Here is a 16073-nt window from a genome sequence, read left to right on the forward strand (position 1 = left end):
TGTAGATGAACCAGACCTCGACTTCGGCGCTGTGGGCGCCCTTTACCCCGATGCGCCAGTTCGATCGCCAGCGGCTGTTGATCGACAGCGCCGAGGGCATGCACTACACCACCACCGACGGCCGTCAGGTGCTCGATGCCATGGCCGGGCTCTGGTGTGTCAACGCGGGGCACGGCCAGGGGCAAATCGTTGAAGCGATTCGCGAAGCGGCGGGGCGCCTGGACTTTGTGTCCTCGTTCAAGATGAGTCACCCGGCGGCACTCGCCTTCGCTGACCAGTTAGTGGCGAAGGCTCCGACGGGCCTGGACAAGGTGTTCTTCACCAACTCCGGCTCCGAGGCCGTCGACACGGCGTTGAAGATCGCCCGGGCCTACCATCAGGCTCGTGGCGATTGTCGCCGGACCAAACTGATCGGCCGCGCCAAGGGCTATCACGGCATGGGCTTCGGTGGGCTGTCGGTCTCCGGGATTGGCCGGCAGAAACGTGATTTCGGCCCGTTGCTAGGCGACGTTGCACACCTGCCGCTACCGTACGATGCCAGCTTGCGTTTCAGCCCCGGTCAGCCGGAGCAGGGCGCGCATTACGCCGACGCGTTGCTGCAATTGCTGGAAATTCACGACCCGGCGACCGTGGCGGCGGTCATCGTCGAGCCGGTCACGGGGTCGGGTGGGGTGTATGCGCCGCCACTGGGTTACCTGCAGAAACTGCGCGAAATCTGCGATCGGCATGGCGTACTGCTGATTTTTGATGAGGTGATCAGCGGTTTCGGGCGCCTGGGCGAGTCTTTCGGTGCGCAGGTGTTCGGCGTGACGCCGGACCTGATGACCCTGGCCAAGGGCTTGACCAATGGCGCCGTGCCCATGGGCGGCGTGCTGGTCAGCGGTGCGGTGTATGACGCGTTCATGCAGGGCCCTGACCAGGCCATTGAATTGATGCACGGCTACACCTACTCGGCGCACCCACTGGCGTGCGCCGCCGGGCTTGCGACCTTGGCAGTGCACGATGAGCTGCGCATCAATGCCCATGTGCAGCAGGTCGCGCCAGTCTGGCAGAACGCTGCACTGGCATTGCGCGAGCAGGGCCTGGTGCTCGACGTTCGCGCCATTGGCTTACTGTGCGCGGTTGAACTCAAACCCCGTGAAGGCGCACCGGGTGCCCGCGCCGCCGATGTTGCCCAGCGGTGTTTCGACGCCGGGGTGCTGGTACGCGCGTCAGGGGAGAATATCGTACTGTCGCCGCCGCTGATTATCACGCAAGAACAGATCGCGCTGATCTTCGCCACCTTGCGCCGCGCCATCGACAAGGTCGCCTGAGGAGCCGCCATGAACTTCCTGGATTTCTATATCAATGGCCAGTGGGTCAAGCCGCAGGGTGGTTCTACCCTGGAGGTGATTGACCCGTCCACCGAGCGCTCGGTCGGGGTGATCAGCCTGGGTACCCGGGCCGATCTCGATGACGCGGTGGCAGCGGCAAGGCAGGCGTTTGCAGATTACTCGCAGTGGTCGCGGGCACAGCGCCTGGAACTGCTCGCGGCGATCATTCAAGGTTATGAAGCACAGAGCGAAGCCTTGGCTGAATGGGTGCACAAGGAGATGGGCGCGCCGCTGTCACTGGCCCGCAGCGCCCACGTTCCCGCAGGCCTCGGACATCTGCAACGCGCTTTTGAAGTGCTGCGCACTTATGATTTCGACCGTCCCCATGGCAGCACCCTGATCAGTCGAGAGCCTATCGGCGTCTGCGGCCTGATCACCCCATGGAACTGGCCGCTGAACCAACTGACCTGCAAAATTGCCCCGGCACTGGCGGCCGGCTGCACCCTGGTGCTCAAGCCCAGCGAAAGGGCGCCGCTGTCGGCGATGCTGCTGGCCGACATTCTTCACCATGCCGGGGTGCCGAAGGGGGTGTTCAACCTGGTTAACGGCGACGGCCCGACCATCGGCGACGGCATTGCCCGCCATCGGCATATCGACATGGTGTCGTTCACCGGTTCCACAAGTGCCGGGGTTGCTGTGGCCAAGGCCGCGGCGGACTCGGTCAAGCGCGTGTCCCAGGAACTGGGCGGCAAGTCGGCCAATTTGATACTCGCCGATGCGGATATCGAGGCGGCTGTGCGCCACGGTGTCAGCAGTTGTTTTCGTAACAGCGGCCAGTCCTGCAATGCACCGACGCGATTGCTGATCCCGCGCCACTTGCAGCAACAAGCCGTGGAGATCGCCCGGGCTGTCGCCGCCCAGATCTGTTTCGACGACAGCAATCCCTCCACCGCCATGGGGCCGCTGGCCAACCTGGCGCAATTTGAGCGCGTCCAGGCCATGATCGCCGGGGCGATGGATCAAGGCGCGCGCCTGGTGTGTGGTGGCGTGGGTCGTCCGGTTGGCGTGACCCAAGGGTATTACGTGAGGCCCACGGTATTTGCCGACGTCACCACGGACATGCCGATTGCTCGCGAGGAAGTGTTCGGTCCGGTGCTGGTGATCATGCCATACGACAGCGAGGACGAAGCTGTGGTGATCGCCAATGACAGCCCTTACGGACTGTCAGGGTATGTGACCGCTGGCACTCTGGAGCAGGCTCGTTCGGTTGCTCGAAGGCTGCGCACCGGCATGGTTCACCTCAATGGCAGCAAGGCCGACAACGGCGCGCCCTTTGGTGGCTACAAGCAGTCGGGCAACGGCCGCGAGTGGGGCGTCCACGGACTCGAGGAATACCTGGAGTTGAAGTCGATGTTTGGTTACCAGTCGGGCGCTTAGACATTTTCGGTTCAAAGGCCTCATCGCGAGCAGGCTCGCTCCCACTGATGAACCCTGGCGAGTTCACTGTGGGTGCGAGCCTGCTCGCGATGGCGATAGTTCAAGCAGCCGTCAACTCCGCTCAGAGGTACTTATCCGTCACAGCGCCTTCCGAGGCGCTGGACACGGTCTTGGCATATTTGGCCAACACCCCGCGCTTGTACCTGGCCTCCGGGCGCAGCCAAGTCGTCTTGCGCCTGGCCAATTCAGCCGCCGCAACTTCCACGGTGATCTGCCGGGTTTCGGCATCGATAACAATTCGGTCGCCATCCTCGATCAACGCAATCGGCCCGCCCTCGAATGCCTCCGGGGTGATATGGCCCACCACGAAGCCATGGGAGCCGCCAGAGAAGCGGCCATCGGTGATCAGCGCTACTTCCTTGCCCAGCCCCTTGCCCATGACCGCCGAAGTCGGCGAGAGCATTTCGCGCATGCCGGGCCCGCCCTTGGGTCCTTCGTAGCGAATCACGATCACATCGCCTGCCTGCACCTCGCCGTTGAGAATGCCCGCCAGCGCGCCTTCTTCGCCGTGATAGACCCGGGCAGTGCCTGCAAAGCGCAGGCCCTCCTTGCCGGTGATTTTGGCCACCGCGCCATCGGGGGCCAGGTTGCCGCGCAGCACGACCAGGTGGGAGTCCTTCTTGATCGGCTGGTCGAAGGGCAGGATCACGTCCTGGCCGGCCACGTAATCGGCAACATCGCGCAGGTTCTCGGCCAGTGTCTTGCCGGTCACGGTCATGACATCGCCATGCAGCATGCCGGCGTCCAGCATACGTTTCATCAGCGGCTGAATGCCGCCGATGGCTACCAGTTCGCTCATCATGTACTGGCCGCTGGGCCGCAGGTCGGCCACAACCGGCGACACTTTGCCCAGCTCGGCGAAGTCATCCAGCCTCAGCTCGACGTCCACGGCGTGGGCCATGGCCAGCAGGTGCAACACGGCGTTGGTCGAGCCGGCGAGGGCGATCACCACGCGAATCGCGTTTTCAAAGGCCTTGCGGGTCATGATGTCCCGCGGCTTGAGGTCGAGCTTGAGCAACTCCATGACCTGTTGCCCGGCGCGGAAGCTGTCTGACGTCTTGTCGGTGCCTACCGCATCCTGGGAGCTGGAACCGGGAAGGCTCATGCCCAGGGCCTCGATGGCCGAAGCCATGGTGTTGGCCGTGTACATGCCGCCGCAGGAGCCAGGGCCGGGAATGGCCACTGCCTCGATTTGCTTGACCTGGATCTCATTGATATCGCCGCGCGCATGCTGGCCCACGGCTTCGAATACGGAAATGATGTCGGTATGGCCGGCACCCGGGCGAATGGTGCCGCCATACACAAAGATCGAGGGGCGGTTCAGGCGTGCCATGCCGATCAGGCAGCCGGGCATGTTTTTGTCGCAGCCACCGACCGTGACCAGTCCGTCGAAGCCTTCGCAACCGGCCACCGTTTCGATCGAGTCGGCGATCACCTCCCGCGACACCAATGAGTACTTCATGCCTTCGGTGCCGTTGGCGATGCCGTCGGAGATGGTGATGGTGTTGAAGATCACCCCTTTGGCACCCGCCGCATTCGCCCCGCGTTCGGCCTCCCGCGCGAGCTTGTCGATGTGCATGTTGCAAGGGGTGACCATGGCCCAGGTCGAGGCAATGCCGATCTGCGGCTTGGCGAAATCCTCGTCGGTAAAACCCACCGCCCGCAGCATGGCGCGCCCCGGCGAGCGCTCCACGCCGTCAACTACCTGAGACGAATATTTGCGCAAATCGGGTTTGTCGCTCATTTAGATGCCTCGCCGGCTCTGGTGAAAAAACACCTTGAGTATAGTGGCCCCGACGCCCGCAGCCGGACCAACGAGTCGGGAACAGACGCGCGGGTTTGTCCTGACGTGATATTCTTTGCAGTAACTTGGTTCGATCCATTCAGTTTGCGTGTCCATGCGACGCGCCAACGGAATCACTGTCGCTCAAGCAGCTGAAGCCAATAAAGATAAAAAGTCAGTTCAGTAGGGACATATAAACTGAGGTCGATGCACTCAATCGGCCTTGTGTGCCCACCCTCCAATCCAGCGGCGCGAGCACCCACGACATCCTGCCTGATTGTCGTGAAACACGGGGCCCGAGACTGCGGATGGCAGGGCGGATGGCGTTTTATCATAGGTGCTACAGATGTTTAAGAAAATGAACACGGCCCTGCTGGGGCTGGCTTTGTCGATGGGGATCACGTCCGCTCAAGCGGAAGAGGCAAAGAAAGTCGATGTGCTGCTGATCGGCGGCGGCATCATGAGCGCGACCCTGGGTGTCTGGCTCAACGAGCTGGAGCCCGGCACCTCGATGGAAATGATCGAGCGTCTGGACGGCGTGGCCCTGGAAAGCTCCAACGGCTGGAACAACGCCGGTACCGGTCACTCCGCCCTGGCCGAGTTGAACTACACCCCGGAAGACGACAAGGGCAATGTGTCGATTCCCAAGGCCGTTGAAATCAACGAGGCGTTTCAGATCTCCCGTCAGTTCTGGGCCTGGCAGGTTCAGCAAGGCGTGCTGAAGAACCCGCGTTCGTTCATCAATTCCACGCCACACATGAGCTTTGTGTGGGGCGACGACAACATCAGCTTCCTCAAAAAGCGTTACGAGGCCCTGCAAGCGAGCCCGCTGTTCGCCGGCATGCAGTACTCCGAAGACCCGGCTGTGATCAGCAAGTGGGTGCCGCTGATGATGGAAGGGCGTGACCCGAAACAGAAAGTTGCCGCCACCTGGTCGCCGATCGGTACCGACGTCAACTTCGGCGAAATTACTCGCCAGTTCGTCGCGCACCTGCAGACCACCCCTAAATTCGACTTGAAGCTGTCCAGCGAAGTGCAGGACATCACCAGGAACGAAGACGGTACCTGGCGCGTCAGCTACAAAAACCTGAAAGACGGCAGCAAGTTCGAAACCGACGCCAAGTTCGTCTTCATCGGCGCTGGCGGCGGTGCCCTGCACCTGCTGCAGAAGTCGGGTATTCCTGAAGCCAAGGAGTATGCAGGCTTCCCGGTTGGCGGCTCGTTCCTGGTGACCGAGAACCCGACCATCGCCGAGCAACACTTGGCCAAGGCCTACGGCAAAGCCTCCGTTGGCGCACCACCGATGTCGGTTCCGCACCTGGACACACGTGTCCTGGACGGCAAGCGCGTCATCCTGTTTGGCCCATTCGCGACCTTCAGCACCAAGTTCCTGAAAGAAGGTTCGTACCTGGACCTGCTGACCACCACCACCACGCATAACGTGTGGCCAATGACCAAGGTCGGCATCAAGGAATACCCGCTGGTCGAGTACCTCGCCGGCCAGTTGATGCTGTCGGACGAAGACCGCCTCAACGCCCTGAAGGAATACTTCCCGAACGCCAAGGCTGAAGACTGGCGCCTGTGGCAAGCCGGCCAGCGCGTGCAAATCATCAAGCGTGACGAAGCCGCCGGTGGCGTGCTGAAGCTGGGCACCGAGATCGTGGCTTCGCAAGACGGCTCCATCGCCGGCCTGCTGGGCGCCTCCCCAGGTGCATCGACTGCCGCGCCGATCATGCTGACCGTGCTGCAGAAGGTGTTCAAGGACAAGGTCGCTTCCCCGGCCTGGCAGGAAAAACTGCACCAGATCGTGCCGAGCTACGGCACCCAGTTGAACGGCAGCCCTGAGAAAGTGGCTGAAGAGTGGGCCTATACCGCCAAGGTACTGCAACTGACTCCGCCGCCGGCGATGGGTCAGGTAGCGGCACCGGTGGCTGCTCCGGCTGATGCCGAGAAGGCTGCTCCGAAGGCTAACGCTGCAAGTGACATGGCTTTGTAAGTAGAAGCGCTGTTGCAGAGCCCGCTGAACCGGTGACGGTCAGCGGGCTTTTTTGTGGGTGTTGTTATGGGAGGATCGCCAGCATGGAGGGTTCCAACCACGGCGCTTGCACTTCGCAAGCCTCATCGCTAACCTTGCTCTGCCGCTGCAAATTCAGCGGACGGGTGTGGTAGCCCGGTTGTTTCATAGACCCAGAACGCCTCAGGGCGTTTTTTATGCTGGCTGCTTTGTGGCGGCTGTGCATGGGAGGCTTCGGCCTGCCGGGTTCCTATGACCGGTCTACCACCCTGTGTACAGTCGCCTCCTCACTTTGCGTGGTAGCGGGTGAAGAGGAACTCATGTCATAGGAGTTCCACATGATCAAAGAAACCCCTATATCCTCCGCAAACGGATGGTCACACAGAAATCGATTCAGCGTTTGAATCCCGTAAGCCAGCCATGGCAAAACGCTGTGCTCCTCCAATGTTTATCATCGCCCCTGGTGTAAACACTGAAACTTTACTAGCCCACGCCTGTGAAACCCTGGCCTCGGCCGGCGTCATGGCCAGTGAGTTGGCTTTTCTCCTCAGCGGTCCGAAATGCAATTTGGCATTGGGCATTCTACAGATGATTTCGTTGGCAGAATTGTCGGTGGATCGGTTGTTAGATGAACTTGAACTTGAGAAATAGCCGAAGGTCCTGGAAGGCCTAGCGAAAATAAGCCTGCTGAACCGAAGTGGTCAGCGGGCTTAGCTGGATTCTGCGGTGCCCCTGATGATGAAGGATGAAGCGCGGGTTCAGGCTGTGCGCTGATCCGTATTTTTCATCGCCATCTGCATCTGTAATGCAAACAGTCTGCGGCTCACAATAACTGCATATTGAACAGGCAGGAGCACCCTCATGGGCAAGATGGCGATTTTCCTCGGTGGTTTTCTCGTACTGACGGTGCTGATCGGCGCTCTGGCCACAATCTCGCCGGTGTAGCCTTCGTGCTGTAAAGCAAAACGCCTCCAGCGGGAGGCGTTTGCGTTTCAGGGCTCAGGCTTATTTCACATCAAACCGATCCAGATTCATCACCTTGGTCCACGCCGCAACGAAGTCCTTGACGAATTTTTCCTGGCTGTCGCTGCTCGCATAGACTTCGGCAAGCGCCCGCAACTGCGCATTCGATCCAAACACCAGGTCCACACGCGTCCCGGTCCATTTCACCTGGCCCGTCTTGCGGTCACGTCCCTCAAACTCCTGCGCGTCGTCCGAGGTGGGTTTCCATTCCACGCCCATGTCCAGCAGGTTGGTGAAGAAGTCGTTGGTCAAGGCTTCCGGCCGTTGGGTGAATACACCGTGCCGGGTCTGCCCGACGTTGGTGTTCAGCACCCGCAGGCCGCCAATCAACGCGGTCATTTCCGGGGCCGTGAGGGTCAGCAGTTGGGCCTTGTCGATCAGCAGTGCTTCGGCCGGTACGGTGTAGCGGGTCTTGAGGAAGTTGCGAAAGCCATCGGCGACAGGTTCGAGGAAGGCAAAGGACTCGACGTCGGTCTGTTCCTGGGTGGCATCGGTCCTGCCCGGAGTGAAGGGCACGGTGAGGGTGACCCCGGCATTTTTGGCCGCCTGTTCGACGCCGGCGTTGCCCGCCAACACGATCAGGTCCGCCAGCGAGACTTTCTTGCCCCCGTTGCTGAACTCGTTCCGGATGCTTTCAAGTTTGGCCAGCACGCTGTCCAGTTGCTCCGGCTGGTTGGCCTGCCAGGATTTCTGCGGCTCCAGGCGCAGGCGTGCGCCGTTGGCACCGCCGCGTTTGTCGGAGCCGCGGAATGTCGAAGCCGCCGCCCACGCGGTTGAAACCAGTTGCGAGACGGACAGGCCGCTGGCCAGGAGCTTGCCCTTGAGTGCGGTGACGTCGCTGTCGTTGATCAACTCGTGGTCGACTTCGGGGATCGGGTCCTGCCACAGCAGTTCTTCGCTGGGCATTTCCGGGCCCAGGTAGCGTGAAAGCGGGCCCATGTCGCGATGGATCAACTTGAACCAGGCGCGGGCGAAGGCGTCGGCGAGTTGGTCGGGATTCTCCAGGAACCGTCGGGAAATGGGTTCGTAGATAGGATCGAAACGCAGCGCCAGGTCCGAGGTGAGCATGGTTGGGTTGCGGCGTTTGTTCGGGTCGTGGGCATCGGGAATGATGCCGGCGCCCGCGCCGTTCTTTGGCGTCCATTGGTGCGCGCCGGCCGGGCTTTTGGTGAGTTCCCAGTCGAAGCCAAAGAGGTTTTCCAGGTAGTTGTTGCTCCATTGGGTGGGCGTGGTGGTCCAGGTCACTTCCAGGCCGCTGGTGATGGTGTCCGGGCCTTTGCCGGTACCGAAGCTGTTTTTCCAGCCGAAACCTTGTTCCTCAAGGCCCGCCGCTTCCGGTTCCGCGCCAACATTGTCCGCAGGCCCGGCGCCGTGGGTTTTGCCGAACGCATGGCCACCGGCGATCAGCGCGACGGTTTCTTCATCGTTCATGGCCATGCGGCCGAAGGTTTCGCGAATATCCAGGGCCGACTTGACCGGGTCAGGCTCGCCTTCCGGGCCTTCGGGATTGACGTAGATGAGGCCCATTTGTACGGCGGCCAGGGGTTTTTCCAGGTGGCGACCGGGTTCGACCCGGCTGTCTTCATTTTCTCCGGGCTCGGCAACCAGCGGGCCTTCGCCGGGTTCCTGCATGGGTTCCTTATGGCCTTGATCGTAGCGAGTGTCACCCGCCAGCCACTTGTTCTCCGAGCCCCAGTAGACGTCTTCATCCGGCTCCCAGACATCCGCACGGCCGCCGGAGAAACCAAAGGTCTTGAAGCCCATGGATTCCAGCGCAACGTTGCCGGTGAGGACAATCAGGTCAGCCCAGGAAATGTTGCGCCCGTACTTTTGCTTGATCGGCCACAGCAGGCGGCGGGCCTTGTCCAGGCTGACGTTGTCCGGCCAGCTGTTGAGCGGGGCAAAACGTTGCTGCCCAGAGCCCGCTCCGCCACGACCATCAGCGGTGCGATAGGTGCCCGCGCTGTGCCAGGCCATGCGGATGAACAGCGGTCCGTAGTGCCCGAAGTCCGCCGGCCACCAGTCTTGCGAATCGGTCATCAGCGCGCGCAGGTCTTGCTTGAGTGCCTGGAAGTCCAGGCTCTTGAATGCCTGGGCATAGTCAAAGCCCTCGTCCAGCGGATCGGACAGGGACGAATGCTGGTGCAGGATCTTCAGGTTCAGTTGGTTGGGCCACCAGTCGCGGTTCGTCGTGCCACCGCCAGCGGCGTGATTGAACGGGCATTTCGATTCATTTGCCATGTGTGAGCTACCTTTGGTCGTGATCATCCGGGCTATCCGCGCCCTGTGGGCACGGCCAGCTTGTGGCGCCAGAGCAGCCCTAAGGGTAGACCCGAGTTGGGTACTCAGCTAATAGGTGGAGTGTTAGGGGACGATAGGGAAAGTCTTTTACACAGGGTGTCGGGCGGTTGCGAGGATGCGCGCGCCGCAGAGGGGCATGCCCGGCGTGGTGCGCCGGGCGCGGGCAGTGGTCAGTTAACGACGAAACCGGCACCGACCGGATCATTGCGCTCGATGACCCAGCGCGAGGTCCCCAGGATGCTCGCGGTGCCCTTGACGGTCGGGCGCACCGCACGGGTACCGTTGAGGTCGACTTCACCCAACAGGCAGCCTTCGAACGTGCCGCTGCCCAGCAAGCCTTCAGACAGGATCGGCTGGTTCAACCCGAGTTTGCCCCGGGCTTCGAACATCGCCATCATCGCGCTGGTGCCCGTGCCGCCTGGTGAGCGGTCGAGTTGGCCAGCGCTGAACACGTGGACGTTCTTGTAGAACGCTCCGTCGATGGTTGCCGGGTGCCAGAACGTGATGAAGTTGAGGTCGTTGATGTGCGCCTCGGTGGGGTGCTGGATCTTGAGTTGTTTCTGGATCTGGTCCCGGGCCAGCAGGCCAAGGCGCGACAATTCGCTGCCATTCTCCGGGCTGATGCGCAGGTCGCACTGGGTCAGGTCGATGATGCCGAAGTAATTACCGCCCCAGACCAGGTCTGCCTTGAGGTCGCCATACCCGGGCAGGTGCACGGGTATGTCCTGGGCCGCCACGTAAGCCGGTACGTTTTCGAAGCGGGTCCACAGGACGTTTTCGCCTTCCGAGGCCACTTCCGCAACGACCAGACCTGCGGTGGTCTCAAAGCGAATTTTGGTGATGCCATCGGCGCCGCGTGGGACCAGGCCCAGGGCAACCATCGCCATGCTGACGGCAATCGTGCCGTGCCCGCACATGTGCGAATACACACTGCCGTCCATGTAGATCAGGCCGGCGTCGAATTCACTGCTCGAAGGCGGGGTGAGGAAGACGCCGAACATGTCCTTGTGGCCGCGAGGCTCCTGCATCAGCGCCTTGCGCAGCCAATCGTAGTTCTGCTCAAGAAAGGCACGCTTGGCCAGAATGGTGGAACCTGCGGGGTAGGGGATGCCGCTGTGCACGATGCACAGTGGTTCACCTTCGGTATGGGTATAGATGACATCGAACGTGTCTTGCATACGCATGACTGAACTCCTGGCTTGCGGGATGTAGGGGTGGGGGTTTATTTGCGTTCTGACAAAAGATCGAGACCGATACACAGGTCCAGAATGATGACGGCGATGACGACCACGACGATGGTTGCCCCTGAGGCGGCGGCAATGGTTGGGTCGACGGTGTACTGCACATAGTTGAAAAGCTTCACCGGTATGGTGTTCAGGTCCGGGGTCGTGTTGAAGATCGACAGCTCAACGTTGATCCACGACGAGATGAAGGCAAAGATCGACCCGGTGACGATCCCGGGCCGGATCTGTGGCAGCACCACCAGAAAGAAGGTTGCCCAAGGGGTACCGCCCAGGTCACTGGACGCTTCCTCCAGCGCACGTTGCTCAGGCGTCAGCATCGACAGCACCGAGCGCAACACGAAGGGCGAGATGATGATGGTGTGGCCGATCAGCAGCGCGAGGAAGCTGCGGGTCAAACCGAAGTAGCCACCAAACTGCAGCAGCGCTGCGCCGAGCACGATATGCGGGAACACCAGCGGTGACGTCAGGGCAGCCAGGATCGCCTGTTTACCGGCGAACTCGTAACGCGCAATCGCCAGGGCCGCCGGCACGCTGAGCAGCACTGCAACACAGGTCGCGACCAATGCCAGGACCGTACTGGTGGCAAACGAGGCCACGTAGCTTGGGTCGCTGAGCATCTTGGCGTACCAATCCAGCGTCCAGCCTTGAGGCGGGAATGCGAGGAAAGACGAGGCGGTAAAGGACACGCCCATGATCACCACCAGGGGCAGCAGCATGTAGCCGAGCACTGCCCAGGCCACCAGGCGAACCAGCATTCGCGTGATCATTGATTGCTCCCTCTGACACTGCCAACCCGACCGGCAAGGCCGACCATGACCAGGGTGAAGATCAGCAGCACCACGCTCAGGGCGCCGCCGTAGTTGAAGTCGAATACCGAGCTGTATTGCTGGAAAATCAACATCGACAGCACCGAGATCCTGCCGCCCGACAGCAGTGCCGGGGTGACATAGGCACTGGCTGCCAGGGTGAACACCATGATCGAGCCGGAGATGATGCCAGGCATGGTCAGTGGCAGTACCACGTGGAAAAACGTGGCCCGGGGACTGGCGCCGAGATCTTCGGAAGCTTGCTCGTAGGCCGGGTCGACCTGCGCCAGGGCATTGCCTGCCGCGAGCACGATGAATGGCAGGAGGATGTAGACCATGCCGATCAGGATGCCCAGCTCGGTGCCCAGAAACCGTACTGGAGTGTCGATCAGGCCAGTGTCCATCAGGCTCTGGTTCACCAGGCCCTTGCGCCCCAGCAGCACCATCCAGCCGAACGAGCGGACGATGTTGCTGGTGAACATCGGCACCACCAGCAGGATCACACAGGCGCGCCGCCAGGCCCGCCACTTCACGACACGCACCAGGTACCAGGCCAGCGGATACCCGAGCAGCAAAGACACCAGGGTGGTCAGCGCGGCGATGCGGAAGGTCACCAGGATAACGTCCCAATGGTACTGATCGCCCAACACCCGAATATAGTGATCGAGGGTAAAGGCCTGGTCCGCGCCCTGGGTGAAGCTGGCGAAGATCACCACGGCAAACGGCGCAAGAAAGAACGCCGCGAAAAATGCCAGGGCTGCAAAGAGCATCAGCAGCGGGGCGAGCGTCTTGCGTTTCATACCGACTCCCCGATCAGGTGCAGATGAGCGGGGTTGAAGCCCAGGCGCACCGTGCTGCCGGCAACCATGTGCGGCCCTGGAAAGCCCATGGTGCGCGCGATGATCATCTGCCCGTCAATCAGGGCATGGATCAGCGTATGGCTGCCGACGGTAACGACGTCGCTGACGGTGCCGTGGATTTCGTGGCAGCCGGGCGTCTCGGCAGCAGCTGTTTCCAGCACCTGCAAATGTTCGGGGCGCAGCACGGCCACGCCTTGTGACGGGATGGCACTGGTGTTGCGCGCCAGCGGTTGGTTGCGGATGCCCAGGCGTATTTCATCGTTGCCGGTGACCTGGTAGTCGATGAGATTGGCTTCGCCGATAAAGTCAGCGACGAAACGCGAAGCCGGTGCGCTGTAGATGGCGCTGCTGGTGCCGGTTTGTTCGATGCGGCCGGCATTCATCACCACGATACGATCGGCAATGGTCATCGCCTCTTCCTGGTCATGGGTGACGAAAATAAACGCAATCCCCAACTTCGCTTGCAGATGCTTGAGCTCCAGCTGCATGCGTTTGCGCAGTTTCATGTCCAGCGCCGAGAGCGGTTCGTCGAGCAACAGCAATTTCGGTTTGTTAACGATGGCCCGGGCCAATGCAACCCGCTGCTGCTGGCCGCCGGACATGCCGCTTGGGTAACGATCGCCCAGCGCTTCGAGGCCCACCAGCGCCAGCGCTTCACGAGCCCGTTCGCGGGCTTCGCCACGGTTTACGCCTTGGCGTCGTGGGCCGTAGGCGACGTTTTCCAGCACGGTCATGTGCGGAAACAGCGCGTAGTTCTGAAAGACCGTGTTCAGTGGCCGACGGTAGGGTGGCAGGCGACTGACGTCCTGGCCGTCGATCGCAATGCTCCCGGAATCAGGCTGCATGAAGCCGGCGATCGAGCGCAGCAGGGTGGTCTTGCCACAGCCGCTGGGACCCAGCAGGACGATGAACTCGCCCTGCTCGATGTCCAGGTTGATATTGTCCAATGCCTGGTAAGGCCCAAAGTTCTTGCAGACGCTGTCGATGCTCAATAAAACTGACATTGCAGACCTCTTGAGCTATTTGGCGGTGACTTTGCGGTTCCAGTCGTTGGTGACACTGGCGCGCTGGGCGTTGATCTGCGCCCAGTCGAACAGGCGCAGGTCCTTGATCGATCCGCCTGCGCCCCATGGCAACTTGCGGGCGACCTCCTGCGAGACTTCCACGCCTTTCACCGCCGGGCCCAGGTACAGCTTGCCGGCCAGGCAGGACGCCGCTTCCTGGGTCAATGCGGTATTGATGAATTGCTCACCGGCCTTGGTGTTGCGCGCGCCCTTGATCAGGTGCAGGCGCGCGTCGGTCGCCCATGCGCCCTCCTTGGGAATGGTGAAGCCGATGGGGGCTCCCTTGTCGATCAAGTCCCAGGCACCGACGTTGAAGTGCGCGCCGATGATCGCTTCGCCACTCTGGAAAGCGTTGGTAGCGGCGCCCGAACTGTCGAAGAACAGCGCGGTGTCCAGTGCCCCCAGCTTGCTGTAAAGAGGTGCCAGATCGGCGCGATCGATACCCCAGACATCGGCCATGAAGAACACGAAGGGCACCCCGGAAGAATTGGCGGGCGAGGGCAACGCTATCGCACCGGCGTACTCGGGCTTCCACAAGTCCTTCCAGCTGGTCGGTGCCTCTTTGATTTCCCGGGTGTTGTAGGTCAGGCCCAAAGAGTAGAAGCCGCTGCTGACAGCGAAGGTATGGCCCGCTTCGGAGTACAGTCCTTTTTCCTCGACGTTTTTCAGGTTGGGAATGGCTGCCGGGTCGAGGTCGGCGATCACGCCTGCCGCGTAAGCGAGCTCGCTGATGCCGCCATCCATCCACGCGACGTCGATGGTGGGGCTGGATTTTTGCTGTTGAAGCTTGGCGAGTGTCGTGGTCGAGGTGCCGACTTCCGCTGCCACGGCAATGCCGGTGGCTTTGGTGAAAGGTTCTGCAACACAATTGAGGAACGCGTCTCCCCAGTTGCCGCCGTACAACGCGACGGTCAGTTTTTGCTGATCCGCCATGGCGCCTTGCGAGGAGATGCAGCCCGCCAGCGATAGCGCGACTGTGATTTTAGTGCGGTTTATTGTTCTCATCTCATGTCCTCTGGGGCGTAGTCGTGCTGTTCCCCTTGTCTGCATCTTGCTCGTAACGTCGATACGAGCGCTTGCACACCGGGGTCTTAAAGTTGAATAGTTGGGTCATGCCCAAAATGACTCAGAATCTTCATGATTGCCATGTATCGAGCGGCACCGACGCGCAGGCGAACACTCGCCCGCAGTTGTCGGTGGGACTGGTGTTGCTCGACCAGTTCACCCTGGCGGCGTTCTCCGGATTTGTGGATGTGCTGCGGTTGTCTGCAGATATCGGCGGCGCGAGTCGGCAGATCCATACTGCCTGGCGTGTGATGAGCGTTGACGGCTTGCCCCGAACCTCCAGCGCCGGGATCACGCTGGAGGTTGCCGGCGCACTGGAGCAGGACCTGGACCAGTTCGACTACATTGCCATCTGCGGTGGCAATGATTACCCCAATACCCATTTGCCGGGGCATTTGCGGGACTGGTTGCAGCGCGCAGCAAACAGCCGCACCCGATTACTGGGCATCTGCACCGGCACCTTCGCACTCGCCCAGGCAGGCGTGGTAGGAAACCGCTCGGTCTGTGTGCACTGGAACGTGCTGGACGCGTTTCGCGCGCGGTTTCCGAAAACGCCAGCAGCGGTGGACCATCTGTTCATCGACGAGGGAGATTTGATTACCTGCGCCGGTTCAACGGCGGCGATCGACCTGGGCTTGTACCTGGTAGCGCGCCACTGCGGGCGCGAAAAAGCCCAGCAGGCCGTGCGGCATATGATGTTGCAGGGGATTCGGCAGGGTCGTCAGCCCCAGGCGCATTTCTATGCGAACCTGGCGGACATCAAGGATGAGCGGGTGCGCCAGGCCGCTCACTATATCGAGCAACGCATGGACAGCCTGCCCACGCTGGACGCCATCGCGCGCTATGTCGGCCTTGGGCGCCGGCAGCTGACGCGCGCGTTCCAACAGTCGCTGGGCATTTCGCCCATGGAATTCCAGCGCTCGTTGCGGGTGGAATACGGCAGCTGGTTACTGCTCAACAGTCACAGCAGCATCACGCAAATTGCCATGGACTGCGGGTTCGCCGATGGCGCGCATTTTTCACGGGAGTTTCGCACGCGCTTTGGTTTATCACCGCGTCAGTTCCAGCGTCAGGGACAAGCCGGTTGATGCACTACAATATTG

Annotated in this window: 12 protein-coding genes; 5 read left to right on the forward strand and 7 right to left on the reverse strand. The window is 61.3% G+C overall.

Annotation, left to right across the window (positions count from 1 at the left end; genetic code table 11):
• Positions 1 to 5 precede the first annotated feature (5 nt).
• Complete coding sequence (locus tag HYI44_RS27180; RefSeq protein WP_225570991.1) at positions 6 to 1313, forward strand: aminotransferase class III-fold pyridoxal phosphate-dependent enzyme; 1308 nt, start codon at positions 6 to 8, stop codon at positions 1311 to 1313.
• Between the two features lie 9 nt (positions 1314 to 1322).
• Positions 1323 to 2750, forward strand: a complete 1428-nt coding sequence (locus HYI44_RS27185) for an aldehyde dehydrogenase family protein (RefSeq protein WP_225570992.1) — start codon at positions 1323 to 1325, stop codon at positions 2748 to 2750.
• 121 nt (positions 2751 to 2871) lie between these two features.
• Here the strand turns inward: HYI44_RS27185 and ilvD are convergent, their stop codons facing one another.
• Complete coding sequence (ilvD, locus tag HYI44_RS27190; protein ID WP_225570993.1) at positions 2872 to 4554, reverse strand: dihydroxy-acid dehydratase; 1683 nt, start codon at positions 4552 to 4554, stop codon at positions 2872 to 2874.
• A gap of 385 nt (positions 4555 to 4939) precedes the next feature.
• On the opposite strand from ilvD, the gene mqo reads away from it, so the two are divergent.
• Positions 4940 to 6589, forward strand: coding sequence for a malate dehydrogenase (quinone) (mqo, locus tag HYI44_RS27195; protein ID WP_045057376.1), 1650 nt, complete (start codon positions 4940 to 4942; stop codon positions 6587 to 6589).
• A 462-nt stretch (positions 6590 to 7051) separates the two neighbouring features.
• A complete protein-coding gene (locus HYI44_RS27200) occupies positions 7052 to 7258 on the forward strand; it encodes a DUF6124 family protein (RefSeq protein ID WP_263869092.1) in 207 nt (68 codons plus the stop codon).
• A gap of 354 nt (positions 7259 to 7612) precedes the next feature.
• Here the strand turns inward: HYI44_RS27200 and katG are convergent, their stop codons facing one another.
• The 6 genes from katG to HYI44_RS27230 form a co-directional block, all read right to left on the reverse strand.
• Complete coding sequence (katG, locus tag HYI44_RS27205) at positions 7613 to 9871, reverse strand: catalase/peroxidase HPI (RefSeq protein ID WP_225570994.1); 2259 nt, start codon at positions 9869 to 9871, stop codon at positions 7613 to 7615.
• 230 nt (positions 9872 to 10101) lie between these two features.
• On the reverse strand, positions 10102 to 11115 hold the full coding sequence (locus tag HYI44_RS27210; protein WP_122840342.1) for a proline racemase family protein: 1014 nt from the start codon (positions 11113 to 11115) through the stop codon (positions 10102 to 10104).
• Between the two features lie 38 nt (positions 11116 to 11153).
• Positions 11154 to 11942, reverse strand: coding sequence for an ABC transporter permease (locus HYI44_RS27215; RefSeq protein WP_122840343.1), 789 nt, complete (start codon positions 11940 to 11942; stop codon positions 11154 to 11156).
• Positions 11939 to 12781 carry an ABC transporter permease gene (locus HYI44_RS27220; RefSeq protein WP_122840344.1) on the reverse strand — a complete coding sequence of 281 codons (843 nt, stop codon included), beginning with the start codon at positions 12779 to 12781 and terminating at the stop codon, positions 11939 to 11941. Before HYI44_RS27220 ends, HYI44_RS27215 begins: the two co-directional genes overlap by 4 nt.
• Positions 12778 to 13845, reverse strand: a complete 1068-nt coding sequence (locus HYI44_RS27225; protein WP_225570995.1) for an ABC transporter ATP-binding protein — start codon at positions 13843 to 13845, stop codon at positions 12778 to 12780. Before HYI44_RS27225 ends, HYI44_RS27220 begins: the two co-directional genes overlap by 4 nt.
• A 15-nt stretch (positions 13846 to 13860) precedes the next feature.
• Positions 13861 to 14910, reverse strand: a complete 1050-nt coding sequence (locus tag HYI44_RS27230) for an ABC transporter substrate-binding protein (RefSeq protein WP_122840346.1) — start codon at positions 14908 to 14910, stop codon at positions 13861 to 13863.
• 116 nt (positions 14911 to 15026) lie between these two features.
• On the opposite strand from HYI44_RS27230, the gene HYI44_RS27235 reads away from it, so the two are divergent.
• Positions 15027 to 16058 carry a GlxA family transcriptional regulator gene (locus HYI44_RS27235; protein ID WP_205896102.1) on the forward strand — a complete coding sequence of 344 codons (1032 nt, stop codon included), beginning with the start codon at positions 15027 to 15029 and terminating at the stop codon, positions 16056 to 16058.
• The last annotated feature ends 15 nt before the right edge of the window (positions 16059 to 16073 follow it).

Source organism: Pseudomonas sp. Y24-6, assembly GCF_020295325.1.
Classification (GTDB): Bacteria; Pseudomonadota; Gammaproteobacteria; order Pseudomonadales; family Pseudomonadaceae; genus Aquipseudomonas; species Aquipseudomonas gregormendelii.

Bases quoted from the DNA above. Each gene is read 5' to 3' on its own strand.
- HYI44_RS27200 (WP_263869092.1), top strand. From the start codon at position 7,052: ATGTTTATCATCGCCCCTGGTGTAAACACTGAAACTTTACTAGCCCAC.
- HYI44_RS27215 (WP_122840343.1), bottom strand. From the start codon at position 11,942: ATGATCACGCGAATGCTGGTTCGCCTGGTGGCCTGGGCAGTGCTCGGC.
- HYI44_RS27235 (WP_205896102.1), top strand. From the start codon at position 15,027: ATGACTCAGAATCTTCATGATTGCCATGTATCGAGCGGCACCGACGCG.
- ilvD (WP_225570993.1), bottom strand. From the start codon at position 4,554: ATGAGCGACAAACCCGATTTGCGCAAATATTCGTCTCAGGTAGTTGAC.
- HYI44_RS27210 (WP_122840342.1), bottom strand. From the start codon at position 11,115: ATGCGTATGCAAGACACGTTCGATGTCATCTATACCCATACCGAAGGT.
- mqo (WP_045057376.1), top strand. From the start codon at position 4,940: ATGTTTAAGAAAATGAACACGGCCCTGCTGGGGCTGGCTTTGTCGATG.
- HYI44_RS27220 (WP_122840344.1), bottom strand. From the start codon at position 12,781: ATGAAACGCAAGACGCTCGCCCCGCTGCTGATGCTCTTTGCAGCCCTG.
- HYI44_RS27180 (WP_225570991.1), top strand. From the start codon at position 6: ATGAACCAGACCTCGACTTCGGCGCTGTGGGCGCCCTTTACCCCGATG.
- HYI44_RS27230 (WP_122840346.1), bottom strand. From the start codon at position 14,910: ATGAGAACAATAAACCGCACTAAAATCACAGTCGCGCTATCGCTGGCG.
- HYI44_RS27225 (WP_225570995.1), bottom strand. From the start codon at position 13,845: ATGTCAGTTTTATTGAGCATCGACAGCGTCTGCAAGAACTTTGGGCCT.
- HYI44_RS27185 (WP_225570992.1), top strand. From the start codon at position 1,323: ATGAACTTCCTGGATTTCTATATCAATGGCCAGTGGGTCAAGCCGCAG.
- katG (WP_225570994.1), bottom strand. From the start codon at position 9,871: ATGGCAAATGAATCGAAATGCCCGTTCAATCACGCCGCTGGCGGTGGC.